At 58.8% G+C, this 15,856-nt stretch carries 16 protein-coding genes; 9 read left to right on the top strand and 7 right to left on the bottom strand.

Going from position 1 to position 15,856, the window contains the following annotated elements:
• The 3 genes from ACTIEN_RS00965 to ACTIEN_RS00955 are packed head-to-tail and all read right to left on the bottom strand — an operon-like array spanning window position 1 to window position 2,908.
• On the bottom strand, window positions 1–702 hold the full coding sequence (locus ACTIEN_RS00965; RefSeq protein WP_439521223.1) for a TadE/TadG family type IV pilus assembly protein: 702 nt from the start codon (window positions 700–702) through the stop codon (window positions 1–3).
• Window positions 702–1,241 carry a TadE/TadG family type IV pilus assembly protein gene (locus tag ACTIEN_RS00960; RefSeq protein ID WP_439521222.1) on the bottom strand — a complete coding sequence of 180 codons (540 nt, stop codon included), beginning with the start codon at window positions 1,239–1,241 and terminating at the stop codon, window positions 702–704. The genes ACTIEN_RS00965 and ACTIEN_RS00960 overlap by 1 nt, the downstream gene beginning before the upstream one ends.
• Window positions 1,238–2,908: a pilus assembly protein TadG-related protein gene (locus ACTIEN_RS00955; RefSeq protein ID WP_439521221.1), complete on the bottom strand. Its 1,671-nt coding sequence runs from the start codon at window positions 2,906–2,908 to the stop codon at window positions 1,238–1,240. The genes ACTIEN_RS00960 and ACTIEN_RS00955 overlap by 4 nt, the downstream gene beginning before the upstream one ends.
• A 299-nt stretch (window positions 2,909–3,207) precedes the next feature.
• Here ACTIEN_RS00955 and ACTIEN_RS00950 point away from each other — a divergent pair, with 299 nt between their 5' ends.
• From ACTIEN_RS00950 to ACTIEN_RS00925, 6 genes are all read left to right on the top strand, one after another.
• A complete protein-coding gene (locus tag ACTIEN_RS00950; RefSeq protein ID WP_439521220.1) occupies window positions 3,208–4,644 on the top strand; it encodes a Glu/Leu/Phe/Val family dehydrogenase in 1,437 nt (478 codons plus the stop codon).
• Window positions 4,645–4,713: 69 nt separating this feature from the next.
• Window positions 4,714–5,016: a hypothetical protein gene (locus ACTIEN_RS00945; RefSeq protein ID WP_439521219.1), complete on the top strand. Its 303-nt coding sequence runs from the start codon at window positions 4,714–4,716 to the stop codon at window positions 5,014–5,016.
• Between the two features lie 75 nt (window positions 5,017–5,091).
• Window positions 5,092–7,038 (top strand): DNA primase, encoded by a 1,947-nt coding sequence (gene dnaG, locus ACTIEN_RS00940; protein WP_439521218.1) that lies wholly within the window; start codon window positions 5,092–5,094, stop codon window positions 7,036–7,038.
• Between the two features lie 112 nt (window positions 7,039–7,150).
• Window positions 7,151–9,133: an RNA polymerase sigma factor RpoD gene (gene rpoD, locus ACTIEN_RS00935; protein ID WP_439521217.1), complete on the top strand. Its 1,983-nt coding sequence runs from the start codon at window positions 7,151–7,153 to the stop codon at window positions 9,131–9,133.
• A 3-nt stretch (window positions 9,134–9,136) separates the two neighbouring features.
• The gene (locus tag ACTIEN_RS00930) at window positions 9,137–9,412 is read left to right on the top strand and encodes an HlyU family transcriptional regulator (protein ID WP_439521216.1); all 276 of its coding nucleotides are present in this window, start codon (window positions 9,137–9,139) and stop codon (window positions 9,410–9,412) included.
• A 22-nt stretch (window positions 9,413–9,434) separates the two neighbouring features.
• Window positions 9,435–9,671, top strand: coding sequence for an RND transporter (locus ACTIEN_RS00925; RefSeq protein ID WP_439521215.1), 237 nt, complete (start codon window positions 9,435–9,437; stop codon window positions 9,669–9,671).
• A 33-nt stretch (window positions 9,672–9,704) separates the two neighbouring features.
• Here ACTIEN_RS00925 and ACTIEN_RS00920 read toward each other — a convergent pair whose 3' ends face one another.
• The 3 genes from ACTIEN_RS00920 to yghX all read right to left on the bottom strand — a co-directional run bounded on the left by ACTIEN_RS00920 (window position 9,705) and on the right by yghX (window position 11,580).
• On the bottom strand, window positions 9,705–9,902 hold the full coding sequence (locus tag ACTIEN_RS00920) for a hypothetical protein (protein WP_439521214.1): 198 nt from the start codon (window positions 9,900–9,902) through the stop codon (window positions 9,705–9,707).
• A 13-nt stretch (window positions 9,903–9,915) separates the two neighbouring features.
• Window positions 9,916–10,590, bottom strand: coding sequence for an SDR family oxidoreductase (locus ACTIEN_RS00915; protein ID WP_439521213.1), 675 nt, complete (start codon window positions 10,588–10,590; stop codon window positions 9,916–9,918).
• Window positions 10,591–10,674: 84 nt separating this feature from the next.
• Entirely contained in the window at window positions 10,675–11,580 is a 906-nt protein-coding gene (yghX, locus tag ACTIEN_RS00910; protein ID WP_439521212.1) for a YghX family hydrolase, read from the bottom strand.
• Between the two features lie 94 nt (window positions 11,581–11,674).
• Here yghX and ACTIEN_RS00905 point away from each other — a divergent pair, with 94 nt between their 5' ends.
• The 3 genes from ACTIEN_RS00905 to ribD all read left to right on the top strand — a co-directional run bounded on the left by ACTIEN_RS00905 (window position 11,675) and on the right by ribD (window position 13,851).
• Window positions 11,675–12,079 carry a secondary thiamine-phosphate synthase enzyme YjbQ gene (locus ACTIEN_RS00905; RefSeq protein ID WP_439521211.1) on the top strand — a complete coding sequence of 135 codons (405 nt, stop codon included), beginning with the start codon at window positions 11,675–11,677 and terminating at the stop codon, window positions 12,077–12,079.
• 170 nt (window positions 12,080–12,249) lie between these two features.
• Window positions 12,250–12,729: a transcriptional regulator NrdR gene (gene nrdR / locus ACTIEN_RS00900; protein ID WP_439521210.1), complete on the top strand. Its 480-nt coding sequence runs from the start codon at window positions 12,250–12,252 to the stop codon at window positions 12,727–12,729.
• Window positions 12,730–12,738: 9 nt separating this feature from the next.
• Window positions 12,739–13,851 carry a bifunctional diaminohydroxyphosphoribosylaminopyrimidine deaminase/5-amino-6-(5-phosphoribosylamino)uracil reductase RibD gene (gene ribD / locus ACTIEN_RS00895; RefSeq protein WP_439521209.1) on the top strand — a complete coding sequence of 371 codons (1,113 nt, stop codon included), beginning with the start codon at window positions 12,739–12,741 and terminating at the stop codon, window positions 13,849–13,851.
• Here the strand turns inward: ribD and ACTIEN_RS00890 are convergent.
• Entirely contained in the window at window positions 13,827–15,851 is a 2,025-nt protein-coding gene (locus tag ACTIEN_RS00890; RefSeq protein ID WP_439521208.1) for a capsular polysaccharide biosynthesis protein, read from the bottom strand. The two genes, ribD and ACTIEN_RS00890, sit on opposite strands and share 25 nt — an antisense overlap.
• Window positions 15,852–15,856 lie beyond the last annotated feature (5 nt).

Genomic DNA, 15,856 nt, shown 5'->3' with positions numbered 1-15,856 from the left:
TCAGGATCCGTTGCCTTCACCATCGCCGTCATCGTCGCCGTCGCCTTCACCGTCGGCAACCACGATTTCGCCGCTCGGAGCGTCGTTGTCGCCATTGCCCCAGCCGTTGCTGAACCATGTGCGGCCAGACCCGTCATTGATACCTTCAAAGATGACCTGCGGTGCAAACCGTGGCCGGGTGAAGGAATAGGTCGAGATGTCGAACGCATCGACACCAGCCAAGTGCAGGGTTGGTTCGTACCAGTCGCGGGTTTCAACCACGATGGTCTGGTCGCCCGAGTACAGGATCGGCAGGCGGTTCTGGTAGTTCACCAGGTCACCCTGTGTCAGCGCCGACCAATCGCCACGGGACGTTGACCAGATGAGTTGGTACGATCCCTGACCGACACCGTCACCGACATATTGCACAACCGAGATGCGCAGATCGACATCGTTACCCTGAGCCTGCGCCAGATGGAACAGAAGCTCTCGGGCATTGTCGACATAGGCATCGTCGAGAACCTCCGTCTCACGAGAGACGATATCCCCGATGGTGTAGTTGGCCTTCTGGTTGATGGTATGCTGACGCATCACATCGAAGTACACCCAGGTCGCCGCAAAAATGACAAGCAGGGCCGGCAGAACGATCATCGCTTCAAGCGTGATGTCCCCTTTGTCGTCGCGGGCAAACCGCGACACGAGTTTCTTGATACGATCAGACATTAGTATGGCTCCTGTACGAAGGCCGAGAAGGAGACGATGGCTGCGTAGCCTTCGCTGTCTTTCGGCATTGCGGCTGCAATGGCACCCGCCGGAGTGATCGGCCGATACTTGTAGCACGCACGAAGCATCATCAATTCGTTGGGTTCCCCCGAGTCGAACTGACGGAGCGGTTGGACCGGCTGTGCCGAGTCAACACAGTCAGCAGCACGCGGCGGTTCGTTCCAGGCGCGCAGGTCGAGCGGGATCATCTCGAGCCGAAGCATCTGTTCGCAATCGCCAAGAATGGTCGTGTTGTCGCAAATCATCTGCTTGAGCGTGTCGTGGTCGAGGTTTTCACCCGTTCCCAGCCGAACCTCACGAACCGTCAGGTCCAGACCACGCTCGAGTTGCGTGTGGCGGATGGAAAGTGCGCCGATTTCCAGGCCCGCAATGATGATTGCAAGGAAAAGGGGCAGCCAGATTACGAAGGGGATCAGAACAACCGAGCCACTTTCGTCCCGCAGAAAGCCGCGGAGTTTCATGAATTTAGGCCGTGTCATTGTGTCAACCTCAACTGGTTAATGGTCCGGGCAATCGCCCGAAACGCATCGGAAATCTCAAGGCCTTCGACTGGAAAGTAGTGGGCCGGTGACGACGCACAGTCCCGCATGGCCTGTTGACCCTCTGAAGGTGCTTCGAACCCGATTGCAAAGACAGTGATGTCGGCATCGCGTGCCTGCGAGCAGATCGTGGACAGACGCGCGTCCGCCTCGTTCCCGCTGACAATCGGTACATACGAATAATAGGCGTTGTAGTACTGATTGTACGACAGGTAGTTGTCGTAATACGGCTGCCGGAAGAATTTGTTGCCAAAGGCGCGTGTGCCCCAGCGTGCAAAGACTTCCGCATTGGTCATACGACGCGCGTTGTTGCCGCCATCCGGATCATTGTCATACCGGTTGTTCCAGGAAGAGTTTTCGTAACGCTCCCAGAAATAGACGTCGTTGCTGGAGCCGCTGTAATCGCGCACCCGGTGCGAGAACCGATCGTTGCTCGCGTAGTTGTCACCCCGATCATCAATCCAGATGTTCGACATGCCGCTGGCGTATTCAGGTGCCAGATCATACTGCGTCGTGTTCATGCCGTCTGTCATGACCACGGCAATCTTGAGCGCATCCTCTGCATCATAAGCCGCAGGGCGACCGGTTGCTTCGGCCACCGCATGACCATCGGAAATCAACGCGTTCACGACCGGTTGGGCCGACGGATCCAGAAGGGCGACGCCCCACTTCATCCCAAGGTCAATCGCCGTGTTGCCGCCAGCACCAAGGCTTTGGATATGAGCGACAAGCTCGGCCTCGTCAGAGCTGTGGGCAATAACCGAGCCGTAGTCATCATCCGGGCACCAGGGTGTGGGAATCGACGTTGTGCTTTCGCTCAGCGAGTTTGGATCGAAATGCGCCAGACGCTGAAGCGCCTCGTTTGGTGAAATCGCGCGGGACGTAAATACGTTGTCCGGGAAGATCACACAGCTTGAGTAGTCGTGCTCGTCTGTCAGTGTGTAATACTGCGAAAGGGTTGACCCCAGGTTCACCGTCGCATTGTAGGGAACGATGTTGATCGTCGTCAGTCCGGTGCTGTCACTGTCGATCACCGTCTCAACGAATTCGACCGCAGCGTTGCGAAGGTTGTTGATCTTCTGGTTCGACCCCATCGACCCCGAAATATCGAGGATGAGCGAGATTTCGATATTGGAGATCTTTTCCTCGGCAGCCGAAATACCGGTCGCCTGAAGCTCTTCGACACCAAAGACCTTCAGAAAGCTTGTGGGGAAAATGCGCTGGGCGTTGGCAGCCACTGTCCGGAAGTTGAGACCCTCATCCACAGAGATGTTCACTGTGGCTGACACGTCCTCCAGATTCATCTTCGCGAGGTAATCGTGAACGATCACGGTCGGTTCGATCTGTTGTTCAAGGTCCGCCGCAGCAAGAACTGCACGGTCCAGCGTGTTTTGCAGGCGTGTCCGTTCAACTTCGGCGTGGATCATATCGATCCCGATGCCGCCGTAGGCCATCATAATCAACGCCCCGGCCATCGCCAGGAACGACATGTTGCCATCGGTTTCCCGAGCGTAACGGTTCAATGTCACGGCCACACTGGACCGCAACAAGGACTTTTTCCGTTTCCCGACCGGCAGCCTTGGCAGAAGGTTGCTTAATCCGATCATTTGTTACCTCTTTCCCGCCCTTTCAGGACAGACTGACACCCCACTTAGATTTTGGGAGAGATGAAGGCGAAACACGGCGGGATTGCGGCTCCAATTGTGGAAAAAATAAGGAGTGTATTGTTTTTTCGGGATAATTTTTGCTTTTCAGGCCCCATTGATGCCATGGGTGAAACAGTCAACCGCAATCTTCGGTTTCGTCTCGGCAACTGGGGTGCGACAGTATTGCGTGCGAAATTAACTTAGCTGTCATAGGCTCATGTCAAAGAAGGGTCGAATGCCTGCAACTCCGGGAGGGACAGATGAACTTGATACCAGCCAATGAACCGACATTTCGGGAATCGGTAGACCTGATGTTCAACCGCGCTGTGGCGCTGATGGACCTTCCGCCCGGACTAGAGGAAAAAATCCGCGTCTGCAACGCCACCTACACGGTGCGCTTCGGCGTGCGTCTGCGGGGCCAGATCAAGACGTTCACCGGATATCGTTCGGTCCATTCCGAACACATGGAACCCGTCAAGGGCGGCATCCGCTTCGCCATGTCGGTCAATCAGGACGAGGTCGAGGCGCTTGCGGCGCTGATGACCTACAAATGCGCTTTGGTCGAAGCACCGTTCGGCGGCTCAAAGGGGGGCTTGCGGATAGATCCGCGCGAATATGATGAACATGAACTTGAACTGATCACCCGGCGCTTTGCCTATGAGTTGATCAAGCGCGACATGATCAACCCGGCGCAAAACGTTCCTGCCCCTGATATGGGAACCGGCGAACGGGAAATGGCCTGGATCTCGGATCAATATGCCCGGATGAACACGACCGACATCAATGCGCGTGCCTGTGTGACGGGCAAGCCGCTAAACGGGGGGGGCATTTCGGGCCGGGTCGAGGCAACGGGACGGGGCGTCCAATACGCCCTGCGCGAATTTTTCCGTCACCCCGAAGACGTCAAGGCGGCGGGATTGTCAGGCTCCCTGGATGGTAAACGCGTTATCGTGCAGGGCTTGGGCAATGTGGGCTACCACGCTGCCAAATTCCTTCAGGACGAAGATGGTTGCCGGGTCATCGGGATCATCGAACGGGATGGTGCGCTTTTCAACGAAAACGGCATCAACGTCGATGCTGTGCGCGACTGGATCGTCAAGCATGATGGCATCACCGGGTTCCCCGACGCCGCGCATACCGCCAACGGTGCCAAGGTGCTTGAACAGGAATGCGACATCCTGATCCCGGCCGCCTTGGAGGGGGTCATCAATCTGACCAACGCGGACAATATCAAGGCGCCTTTGATCATCGAAGCTGCAAACGGTCCGATCACCGCCGGTGCAGACGAAATCCTGCGGGACAAGGGAACGGTTATCATTCCTGACATGTTTGCGAACGCCGGGGGTGTCACGGTATCGTATTTTGAATGGGTCAAGAACCTCAGCCATATCCGCTTTGGCCGAATGCAGCGCCGGCAAGAGGAATCCCGCCACGAACTGATCGTGCAAGAGCTTGAACGGCTGAGCAACCATTTGGGGGACCAGTGGTCGATGACACCGGATTTCAAATCGAAATACCTGCGTGGCGCGGACGAGCTTGAACTGGTGCGTTCGGGTCTCGATGACACCATGCGGATTGCCTATCAGTCCATGAGAGAAGTCTGGCACGGGCGCGGTGATGTCAGTGACCTGCGGACTGCCGCGTATATCGTGTCGATCGGCAAGGTGGCGGCAAGTTACCGCGCCAAGGGTCTCTGAAAGATGACAATCCGGATGGGCCGGTCTAGGTATACCCCTATATGACCGGCCCATCCAAAGAGGACACTCATGATCCGTAATGCGTTTGCCACCACTGTTCTGATGCTTGGCCTGACGGCCCCGGCGATGTCGCAACAAGACGACACCGAATGCCGCAAGCAGGGTCAGATCGCGACCAACATCATGACCGAACGCAAAAACGGCGCTAACGCCCGGCGCGCGGAACGCCGCGTGATCCAGGCACTGCCCGCCGATGCGAAGAACTATGAAGTGGCTGTGCCCGCCCTTGTCGAATGGATCTACAGCCTGCCGCAGGAGCAGCTTAACGCAGAGGTCAGCAACGCCCTGTATCAGGCCTGTCTGGCCCAGTAGGATTATTCGCAAAGACCACACGCAGATCGCTGTGTCGTACTGGACTCTCGGCTGTCGAAACCCGATATTCTTGGGATGAGTCTGCCACCCAATTTTCTGGATGATCTGCGAACACGCACCAGCCTGTCCCAGGTTGTGGGGCGCAAGGTCTTGTGGGACACGCGCAAGTCAAATCAGGCCAAGGGCGACATGTGGGCGCCGTGTCCGTTCCATCAGGAAAAATCGGCCAGCTTTCACGTCGATGACCGCAAGGGCTATTATTATTGCTTTGGCTGTCACGCCAAAGGCGATGCGATTTCCTTTGTGCGCGAGACTGAAAATGTCGGTTTCATGGAAGCGGTGGAAATTCTCGCCACCGAAGCCGGGATGTCGATGCCCGCGCGCGATCCGAAGGCGCAGGAAAAGGCAGATCACCGCACCCAGCTGGTCGAGGTCATGGAACAGGCGGTGCGTTTCTTCCGGCTACAACTGCGCAGCGCTGCCGGGTCCGAAGCCCGCGATTACCTTACGCGGCGTGGGCTGGATGAGGCGACACAGGACAGGTTCAACATCGGGTTCGCCCCGTCGGGTTGGCAAACGCTTTGGGATCACCTGACAGGGCAGGGTGTGTCGGCCGAACGGATGATCGAGGTCGGTCTGGCCAAGCCGTCGCAAAAAGGCGGCAAACCTTACGACACTTTCCGCAACCGCATCATGTTCCCGATCCGCGACGCGAGGGGCCGTGCCATTGCCTTTGGCGGGCGGGCCATGGACCCGGACGACAACGCCAAGTACCTCAACAGCCCCGAAACACCGCTTTTTGACAAAAGCCGAACGCTTTACAATCAGGCTCCGGCGCGAGAGGCTGCTGGCAAGGGACAGCAGTTGATCGTGGCCGAAGGCTATATGGACGTGATCGCGTTGGCCTCTGGCGGGTTCGAAGCCGCTGTTGCGCCACTGGGCACGGCTGTCACCGACACACAGTTGCAAATGCTGTGGCGCATCACCGATGAACCGATCATGGCATTGGACGGAGACAAGGCGGGACTTAATGCAGCTTACCGTGTCATTGATACGGCGTTGCCTTTGCTCGAAGCTGGCAAATCGCTGCGCTTTGTTCTACTGCCCGAAGGGCAGGATCCGGATGATTTGATCCGTTCCGAAGGGCGCGATGCCATGCGCGCACTTGTTGAATCGGCCCAGCCGATGGTGCAGCTGCTGTGGCGGCGCGAAACCGAAGGTCGGGTTTTTGACAGCCCTGAACGCAAGGCGGCGCTCGACAAGACGCTGCGTGAGCGCATCCGTACTATTCAGGATCCATCGCTGCGCAGCCATTACGGGGAAGAGATCAAGCGCCTGCGCTGGGAGCTTTTCCGCGGGCCTTCAAAACCGAACACACGCCCGTTCCGGCGCGGCGGCACGCCCGAACCTCAAAAACCGTCAGAGGGCACCCGGACGTCGGTGCTTGTTTCTGGTGGAAAAGGTATCGAAATGCGTCTGCGCGAGGCGGTGATTTTGGCGGCGCTGATCACATCACCCGACTTGATTTCGGAATTTGAGACCCATCTCGAAGACATGCCGTGTGCAGATCCCGATCATGCCGCGCTAAGAGCGTGTCTTTTACAACACGCCGAAAGCCCGGCGGATGTGGTCAAGGCAGCGGCGGATGCGACTGTAGGAGGCGACGCTCTTGAAAAGCTGTGCCGCGCACGCCATGTCGCCATAACGCCATGTCTGCGCAATCCCGGTGATCGCGAAATGACCCGTTTGACCATCGCGGAAGAGCTTGCAAAACTCGAAGCGGGAATTGGGCTTGATGCAGAAATTGCTGAAGCTGCCGAGGATCTGTATGGTCCGGCGGACGAGACGCTGACATGGCGGTTGAGTCAGGCTGCAGAGGCACGGCAATCTGCGCAACGGGCGCAGTCCGAAGACAAGGCCGAATACGATCGTGGTCCCAACGGGGCCGCCATCAACCGAGACGAACGCAGCGCATTTGCCGCTTTGATGGAAACCATTCGCTTCGATAAACCCCGGGGTTAACGGTGTTTTGCTAAGGAAAGCGTAAACGAAAAAGGGTAAACGGGTGTGCGAATCACTTATTCGCGCTAATGATTCGGGTCAATCGAATCGCCCCGCCTCGACAGGAGCATCCATGGCCGCCAAAGATAACGACGACGCCAAGACCGAAGACCGCGAGGAAGACGTCAGCCTCGACATGAGCCAGGCCGCGGTCAAAAAGATGATCGCCGACGCTCGGGAACGTGGCTACATCACCTACGATCAGCTGAATGAAGTGTTGCCGCCCGATCAGGTCAGTTCCGACCAGATCGAGGATGTGATGTCGATGCTCTCGGAAATGGGCATCCAGGTCACCGAAGAAGACGAAGAAGCCGACGACGACGACAAGGGCGCAACCGACCTTGTCCAGACGGCGAAACCCGGTGAAGTCACGCTGGCGTCCGGCACGTCCGAAAAGCTGGATCGCACGGACGATCCGGTGCGCATGTACCTGCGCGAGATGGGCAGCGTCGAACTGCTGTCCCGCGAAGGCGAAATCGCGATTGCGAAACGGATCGAGGCTGGTCGCAACACGATGATCCTCGGGCTTTGCGAAAGCCCCCTGACGTTCCAGGCAATCACAATCTGGCGCGAAGAACTTCTGAGCGAAGACATTCTGCTGCGCGATGTGATTGATCTTGAAACCACGTTCGGCAACCAGATGGGTGACGACGAAGTGGTTGCTGCGCCGGTTGTGTCCGGTGGCGATACAACGTCGGAAAAGAAATCTGACGATAGCCAGGAACTTGATGCTGACGGCAACCCGATCAGCAGCGATGACGATGACGATGAAGACGAACAGGCGAACATGTCGCTTGCGGCGATGGAAACCGCGCTCAAGCCGCGCGTTCTTGAAACACTGGATCGCATCGCGCAGGACTACGAAGAACTGGCCAGCATGCAGGACAACCGCATCTCGGCCACTCTGAACGAGGATGGATCGTTCAGCAAAAGTGATGAAGAACGGTATCAGAAGCTGCGCTCGGAAATCGTGGTTCTGGTGAACGAACTTCACCTGCACAACAACCGGATCGAAGCGCTGATTGACCAGCTTTACGGTATCAACAAGCGCATCATGTCCATCGACTCTGCGATGGTGAAACTGGCCGATCAGGCGCGCATCAACCGTCGTGAATTCATTGACGCCTATCGCGGGCGCGAACTCGATCCCAACTGGCTCGAAGAGATGGGCGAAAAGGCCGGTCGCGGCTGGCAGATGTTCATCGAACGCTCCTTGCCCAAAGCAGAAGAGCTGCGCGCTGACATGGCGCAGGTGGGTCAGTATGTCGGCCTCGACATCAGCGAATTCCGCCGCATCGTGCAGCAGGTCCAGAAGGGCGAGAAAGAAGCGCGGCAGGCCAAGAAAGAAATGGTCGAAGCCAACCTGCGCCTGGTGATCTCGATCGCCAAAAAATACACCAACCGCGGGTTGCAGTTCCTCGACCTCATCCAGGAAGGCAACATTGGCCTGATGAAGGCCGTGGACAAATTCGAATACCGTCGCGGTTACAAGTTCTCCACCTATGCAACCTGGTGGATTCGTCAGGCGATCACCCGGTCCATCGCAGATCAGGCGCGCACCATCCGTATCCCCGTCCACATGATCGAAACGATCAACAAGCTGGTCCGTACCGGTCGCCAGATGCTGCACGAGATCGGCCGCGAACCGACGCCCGAGGAACTGGCCGAAAAGCTGCAAATGCCTTTGGAAAAGGTTCGCAAGGTGATGAAGATCGCCAAGGAACCGATTTCGCTCGAAACGCCCATCGGTGACGAAGAAGACAGCCAGCTTGGCGATTTCATCGAAGACAAGAACGCGGTGCTGCCGCTGGATGCGGCCATTCAGGACAACCTCAAGGAAACCACGACGCGGGTTCTGTCATCGCTCACCCCGCGTGAAGAACGCGTTCTGCGGATGCGTTTTGGCATCGGGATGAACACCGACCACACGCTTGAAGAAGTTGGCCAGCAGTTCAGCGTGACGCGCGAACGTATCCGCCAGATCGAAGCGAAGGCGCTGCGCAAGCTCAAGCACCCCAGCCGGTCGCGCAAGCTGCGGTCGTTCCTGGATCAGTAAGCGATGTCGTTTCTGAAAAAACTCTTCGGCGGGGGCGGGGGATCAGCCCCGTCCACCCCTGCCGAAACGCATAATGGCTACACGATCTATGCCGAGCCGGTCAAAGACGGTGGGACGTGGCGCATCGGCGCGCGGATCGAGAAAGAGATCGACGGCGACGTCAAATCGCATTTCATGATGCGTGCCGATACATTGCAGTCGTTCGAAGATGCGGCGAAAGCCTCTGTCGACAAGGCCCGCATGTTGGTGGACCAGCAGGGCGATACTATTTTCCGGTGATGTTACCAAGGCCAGTTCTGACATGAGCCACATTCGCAAGCTGCTGGCCTCTCTTCCGTGGACCATTCTGCTGGTGTTATGTGCAACACTTGGGCTCGCACCCTTTGTGCCTGAACCCCATATCTGGGGAAAGCTCACGCTCTTGATCGTGGGTGAGCTCACGCAACCCATGGATATCTTCGATCTTCTTTTACACGGCACGCCGTGGCTATTGCTGATCCTCAAGGTTGTCTTGCGGGACCGTCGCGCGTCGTTGTGACGGAAAATGCCCGCCAGAAGGCGGGCACCGTCGTCATGTGCGATCTGCCTGATTGGGGTCTCGCGTCGTTCCCGGTCCGCTTGCCGGATCGGGGTTGGTTTGCTTTGGCCCCGAAGATGTATCAGGCACGTCCTTGAACCTGTCACGTCCGGGATAGCCGGTGCGATCCGCTTGGTTTGGATCTGACGTGGTGCCAGGACCTGACGCGGGATCGGTGATCTTGTCTGACATGGTACACTCCTCCTTATTGGGTTGGCATCAGGAACACTTCCTGAACGTTCATGCGGGGGTCCGCTTCGAGGGCAAAGACAACTGACTGCGCCACATCTTCGGGTTGCAGCTTGTCTGGTTTCGCCTCGTCAAAGAACGGCGTATCGACCATGCCCGGCGCAATCACCGTGCAGCGCCCGCCGAATTCCCGCATCTCTTCGGCCACGTTGCCGCCATATCCGTGTACGAACCATTTGGACGCCCCGTAGACCGATCCCTTGATGTGGACGCGGCCTGCGGCAGAGCCGGTCATCAGAAGATGCCCCTTGGTTTCCTGAAGATGTGGCATCGCTGCCTTGGTCGTCCACAACAGCCCCAAGATGTTCAGTTGGATCATCTGGTGCCATTCTTCCGCATCACCGGCGTCGGTGCCGGCAGCGCTTAATCCGGTGCCCGCATTGGCATAGGCCGCATCGACCGATCCAAAATGCTGCGCCAGTTTGTGAACCGCGTCTGTCTGCGATTGCAGATCCGTGGCGTCCCCCGGCAAGGCAAGCGCGTGGTCACCAAGCTCATCCGCGAGCTGTTCCAGCTTGTCTTCGGATCGGGCGAACAGGCCGACATTCCAGCCTTGGTCCACCACCGCCCGCGCCGTGGCCTCGCCGATGCCGGTCGATGCGCCTGTGATGAAGAGGGTCTTTCGAGCCATGAGATGTCCTATGCGTTGATGTCTGTGTTCAGCCCATCAACGCGTAGGGGGCCGGTCCGGGTTCCTCCGGACCGGTAAATGGCATCAGCTCAGGTGTTCGTTGAAGAACGCAATGGTGCGATCCCATGCCAGATCTGCCGCGGCTTCGTCGTAACGGGGGGTGCTGTCGTTGTGGAAACCGTGGTTCACATCCGGATAGATATGGGCCGTGTAGGTTTTGCCATGCTCTTGAAGCGCGGCCTCGTAAGCTGGCCAGCCCTCGTTGATCCGCTCGTCCAGTCCGGCGTAGTGCAGCAGCAGCGGAGCCTCGATTTTCGGCACGTCTTCGGCACTTGCTTGCCGCCCGTAAAACGGCACCGATGCGCCCAGTTCGGGATAGGCGACTGCCATCGCGTTACAGACGCCGCCTCCATAGCAAAAGCCGACGCAGCCAACCTTGCCAGCTGTGTCAGAGTGATCAGCGAGGAATTCATACGCGGCAAAAAAATCATTCATCAGCTTTTCACCGTCAACGGTTTGCTGAAGGTCACGCCCCTCGGCATCATTGCCGGGGTAGCCGCCGACGCTGCTAAGCCCGTCCGGCGCAAGCGCGATAAAGCCCGCCTTGGCCACGCGGCGCGCGACATCTTCGATATAAGGGTTCAGGCCGCGGTTTTCGTGGACAACGACAACCGCCGGTGCCGTTCCGTCCAGTGCCGCAGGCTTCACAAGGTAGCCGCGCACCTCTCCGTGGCCGTTGGGCGACGGGTAGGCGATGTATTCGGCGACGATATCCGGATCGTTGAAGCTGACCTGCTCGGCCAGGGCATAGTTGGGCGACATCATGTTCAACAGTGCCGCTGCGGTCAGCCCCCCCACCGCGAACTTTCCGGCACGGTCCAGAAACTCGCGCTTGGTGATCTTGCCGTGCGCGTAATAATCGTACAACTCAAGCAACTCCTGATCGAAGTCCTTGGCCGTCATCCGTTTGGTCGGAGTGATCTCGTTCATTGCAGTGCTCCCTGTTTTGGTCTTCGATCTTGAGACAAGCCGAAGTCAGTGCAAAAAAGATAGTACACAGAACCTTTGGGGGAAGACGTCATTAATGCAAACGACCTTTCAAATAAGCACAAGCGGGCCGGGTTTGTGTGATGTCACCCAAGAGGTCGCCGCGTGGGTGCAGGGCACGGGGCTGTTGACGCTGTTCATTCAGCACACCTCGGCAAGCCTGCTGATCCAGGAAAACGCCGATCCCGAAGTGCAAACCGATCTGGCGGAATTCTTTCATCGCCTTGTCCCGCCGACCACCGATCCAGCCATGTCCTATCTCACGCATACGTACGAAGGGCCGGATGACATGCCGGCCCATATCAAGGCGGCGATGCTTCCGGTGACCCTGTCGATTCCGGTCAGTGACGGTCGCATGGCGCTGGGAACGTGGCAGGGGATCTATGTCTTCGAACACCGAAGCGCCCCGCATACCCGTCGCGTGGTGGCGCATCTGGGCTGAGACGTCCTGTGTCGCACGACCCCGAAACGCCAATCTGATGCAACATGACCACCAGTGCTTGCGGCGCGAATTCCCCTCTACCCAAAACTTCGCGGCTGACCTATAGTGACTGTGGATAAGTGGGACAAACCCACAGTCTGAGGCAGAGACGAATAAGAGGGGAACGGCCAATGCGCTGCCCGTTTTGCGGAAATATCGATTCACAGGTGAAAGACAGTCGTCCCGCCGAGGACCACGTCGCCATTCGGCGCAGACGCTTTTGCCCGGCCTGTGGGGGCCGTTTTACCACCTATGAACGTGTGCAGTTGCGCGATCTTGTGGTGATCAAGACCAATGGACGCCGCGAGGATTTCGACCGCGACAAGCTTGAACGCTCGATCCGCATGGCGATGCAGAAACGCCCGATTGATCCGGAACGGATTGATCAGATGATTTCCGGCATTGTACGGCGGCTGGAAAGCCTTGGTGAGACAGACATCGCGTCCAAGCAGATCGGTGAAATCGTGATGGAGACGCTCGCGCGGATCGACACGGTGGCCTATGTGCGGTTCGCCAGTGTCTACAAGAACTTCCAGGAAGCCGACGATTTCGACAAATTCGTCAGTGAACTGCGTCCGAACGAAAAAGACAAACCCAAACCCGAAGAGTGACCATGTTCGATGCGCCCGGATGATGCGCAACATATGGACCGGGCTTTGGATCTGGGCCGGCGTGGATTGGGCAACACCTGGCCCAATCCTGCGGTCGGCTGCGTCATCGTGCGCGATGGCAAGGTGGTTGGTGAAGGCTGGACCCAGCCCGGTGGCCGGCCCCATGCCGAGACCGAAGCCCTGCTTCAAGCGGGTGCGGGGGCCAAAGGGGCGACGGCCTATGTCACGCTCGAGCCTTGCGCCCATCATGGACAAACGCCGCCCTGTACCGATGCCCTGATCGCCGCCGGAATATCCCGCGTGGTTGCGCCGTTTGCAGACAGCGATCCGCGTGTCTCGGGGCAGGGATTTGACCGGTTGCGCGCCGCCGGGGTCACGGTGGATACCGGCGTCGGTGCCGAGGCGGCAAGCCAGGATCACGCCGGGTTCTTCTGCCGCGTTGCCAACGGGCGACCTCTGCTGACCCTGAAACTGGCGACCAGCCTGGATGGCCGGATCGCCACGGCAAACGGTGACAGCCAGTGGATCACCGGCCCCGAGACGCGGTCCCACGTTCACAAACTTCGCGCCAGCCATGATGCGGTCATGGTTGGGGCGGGAACAGTGCGTTCGGACGATCCGTTGCTGACCGTGCGTGGGTTCGAGGTGCCGCAACAGCCCGTCAGGATCGTCGTGTCCAGACGGCTCGACCTGCCTTTGGACGGCAATCTGGCCCGCACACTCGACACGGCGCAGCTGTGGTTGTGCCATGCCGCGGATGCGCCGGAAGACACCCGACTGGCATGGTCAGAGATCGGGGCAAAGCTTCTGCAAGTGCCGCTGCAGGGCCGCCAGCTCGATATTTCGACATTGATGCAGATGCTCGGGGCCGAGGGGCTGACACGGGTGTTCTGCGAAGGTGGTGGTGAACTGGCCGCAAGCCTTCTGGCAGCCGATCTTGTCGATCAGCTTGATCTGCACATGGGTGGTGTCGTCATCGGTGCAGAAGGACGCCCTGCCCTTGGGGCGCTTGGGCTTGATCGGCTGGCGGATGCCCCGCGATTTGCGCTTCGAACGGTGCGCCAAAGCGGTGAGGACGTTGTGCAAAGCTGGACGCGTCAGCGCCGCCATAGCCACGAATAGCTGGCCAGGACACCCTGTGCCTTGGCCAGCAGCCGCAGGGTCTTTGGCGACGGCACCTGACCCGATGCCAGGCGATCCAAAGCGACCTCTACCGGGCAGGGCTGTCCGGTCACGGGATCGAAATAGCGGGGATAGTCGATCAGCGCCGCGTGAACCAGACCTTCCAGGCTGACCACCTGCCTGCGCCGGTCGGGAACAGGGCAAAGATCCGTGGTCAAACCCCATCCGGCATAGAACGGCAGGCCCAAGGTCGTCACGGGAACCTCCCGCAACAACGCTTCGAACCCGGTCAGGGACGTAAGGGTCCAGACGGCATCGACATGCTCCAGTACGGCCGCCATCGGCGGATCGGTGATCACCTGATCCGCCCAATCCAAAGCCGTCTCCACGCGACCGGGGCGCAATCCGGCAACCACGTCAGGATGCGGTTTGTACAGGATATACGCATCCGCATTTGCATCGCGCACCCGTTTCAAAAGCGCTGCATTTGTCGTGATGTCCGGGCTGCCCAATTGCACGGACGCATCGTCTTCGACCTGTCCGGGAACAAGAATGACCGGCTTCCCATCGGCTTTGATGAAAGAGCCGCCTGCATGCCCCGCAGCATATTTCGTGACCCGTTCCGCAACAATGCGCTCGATCAGCGACCGTGCCCGGCGCAAAGCGTGATCGGGCAGCTTTACGCTGTCACCAATCAGCGTCTCCAGCCGAGAGGGGCGGGTCGGATCGAAATAGACACCAAGGTCATCAAGGACAAGCGACAGCGGCGGAACAAGTTCGGCCCCCAGACCCTGCGAGCGGATGAACCCATCCTCGACGCACCATTCACTGTCCGTCGCGGCTGTGCCCCAAGCCATCACGCGTGGCGTATCCTTTGCGGCGGACGGCGCAAAGCGCATGGGCTTTTGTGCTCCGAACATCGCCTGCATATGTGGTCGTTTCCACAGTCGTATGTTGCGCCCAACCCATCCACGGCGATCCTGTGCCCAGGCCCGGCCCGTCGCCTCCAGCGTCCCGACCACGCGATCAAGGTCGCACAGACAGTCGTTGTAAGGGTCGTACCAGACTGGAAATCGCATCATTGCACCCGCAAAAAGCTGTGCGCGCGTCAGGTTGCGTTGGCGGCGGATCAGTTGGTGTTCGTCATCGGTCAATCCCCACCCGGCGTAAAACGGCGTGCCAAAGACACGCGGCTTGTGCCCGGCAAGGATCGCCTCGAACCCCATCTGGGAGGACAGCGTGTAAACCGCAATTGCTCCGTTCAGAAGGTCCATTGGGGCAAAGGCCCCGTCGATGAATGAAATGCGTCCCTGTGCCTGATCGGCGGCGAAATGCCCGGACCGCTTGCCCGCGCGGGTTTCAGGGTGCGACCGGATCAGAATGCGCGCGCTGGGGTGTTCGGTCTGGGCGTAATACAGCATTTCGGAAAATCGCACCTTGGCCATGTCCGCCCCCGGTACAGAGGCGAGAACGGATGCGTCTCCCTCTGCCTGATCGAGAACAAGAACGTATCCGGGTTCTGGCAGGGTCAGATCCGGGTCATAGGCGCTGTATTTCGAAAGCCTTGCATCGCAAATCCGCGCCATCAGATCGCGCGCTGTGTTGAGCAGGGCAGTGTCGTCCAGCGGGTCTTCAATCAGGAGCGTTTCAAGGTCAGATGGCCGCGACGCGTCGAAATGCAGCCCTGTCTTGTCCAGAAGCAATCCCAACGGGGGTTCGTTCCCGACACGTCCGGGATGCAGGGAGCGCAGAAAGGCATCCTCGACCCGCAGGACGGGTGCATCGCGTCCCGCAGCGACGGCAAGCCCGCGTTGCGCACTTGGCGCGCCGCCCCAGACACCGACCCAATCTTCGCCGGACGGGCGGCCAAGCGAAACGGACCAGCCGGACAGGTCCAGAATGCGCTTGATCCGGCTTTGGGTCAGAAAGCCACTGTTATAGACACACAAACGCCGGGAAGGTGTATTCCCGGCGTCTGGTTCTGTCTGGAGGGTTCGCATGATCT

The sequence above is a fragment of the Marivita sp. genome, from assembly GCF_051859345.1.
Lineage (GTDB): Bacteria > Pseudomonadota > Alphaproteobacteria > Rhodobacterales > Rhodobacteraceae > Marivita.
The sequence above is the reverse complement of the archived record's forward strand: the minus strand, read 5'-3'. Positions and strand labels throughout refer to the sequence as shown.

Excerpts from the sequence above, each read along its gene's own strand:
- ACTIEN_RS00925 (WP_439521215.1), top strand. The coding sequence starts at position 9,435 with ATGAGCCACATTCGCAAGCTGCTGGCCTCTCTTCCGTGGACCATTCTG.
- rpoD (WP_439521217.1), top strand. The coding sequence starts at position 7,151 with ATGGCCGCCAAAGATAACGACGACGCCAAGACCGAAGACCGCGAGGAA.
- ACTIEN_RS00945 (WP_439521219.1), top strand. The coding sequence starts at position 4,714 with ATGATCCGTAATGCGTTTGCCACCACTGTTCTGATGCTTGGCCTGACG.
- ACTIEN_RS00915 (WP_439521213.1), bottom strand. The coding sequence starts at position 10,590 with ATGGCTCGAAAGACCCTCTTCATCACAGGCGCATCGACCGGCATCGGC.
- ACTIEN_RS00930 (WP_439521216.1), top strand. The coding sequence starts at position 9,137 with ATGTCGTTTCTGAAAAAACTCTTCGGCGGGGGCGGGGGATCAGCCCCG.
- ACTIEN_RS00905 (WP_439521211.1), top strand. The coding sequence starts at position 11,675 with ATGCAAACGACCTTTCAAATAAGCACAAGCGGGCCGGGTTTGTGTGAT.
- ribD (WP_439521209.1), top strand. The coding sequence starts at position 12,739 with ATGCGCCCGGATGATGCGCAACATATGGACCGGGCTTTGGATCTGGGC.
- ACTIEN_RS00920 (WP_439521214.1), bottom strand. The coding sequence starts at position 9,902 with ATGTCAGACAAGATCACCGATCCCGCGTCAGGTCCTGGCACCACGTCA.
- ACTIEN_RS00890 (WP_439521208.1), bottom strand. The coding sequence starts at position 15,851 with ATGCGAACCCTCCAGACAGAACCAGACGCCGGGAATACACCTTCCCGG.
- ACTIEN_RS00960 (WP_439521222.1), bottom strand. The coding sequence starts at position 1,241 with ATGACACGGCCTAAATTCATGAAACTCCGCGGCTTTCTGCGGGACGAA.
- ACTIEN_RS00955 (WP_439521221.1), bottom strand. The coding sequence starts at position 2,908 with ATGATCGGATTAAGCAACCTTCTGCCAAGGCTGCCGGTCGGGAAACGG.
- nrdR (WP_439521210.1), top strand. The coding sequence starts at position 12,250 with ATGCGCTGCCCGTTTTGCGGAAATATCGATTCACAGGTGAAAGACAGT.
- dnaG (WP_439521218.1), top strand. The coding sequence starts at position 5,092 with ATGAGTCTGCCACCCAATTTTCTGGATGATCTGCGAACACGCACCAGC.
- yghX (WP_439521212.1), bottom strand. The coding sequence starts at position 11,580 with ATGAACGAGATCACTCCGACCAAACGGATGACGGCCAAGGACTTCGAT.
- ACTIEN_RS00965 (WP_439521223.1), bottom strand. The coding sequence starts at position 702 with ATGTCTGATCGTATCAAGAAACTCGTGTCGCGGTTTGCCCGCGACGAC.
- ACTIEN_RS00950 (WP_439521220.1), top strand. The coding sequence starts at position 3,208 with ATGAACTTGATACCAGCCAATGAACCGACATTTCGGGAATCGGTAGAC.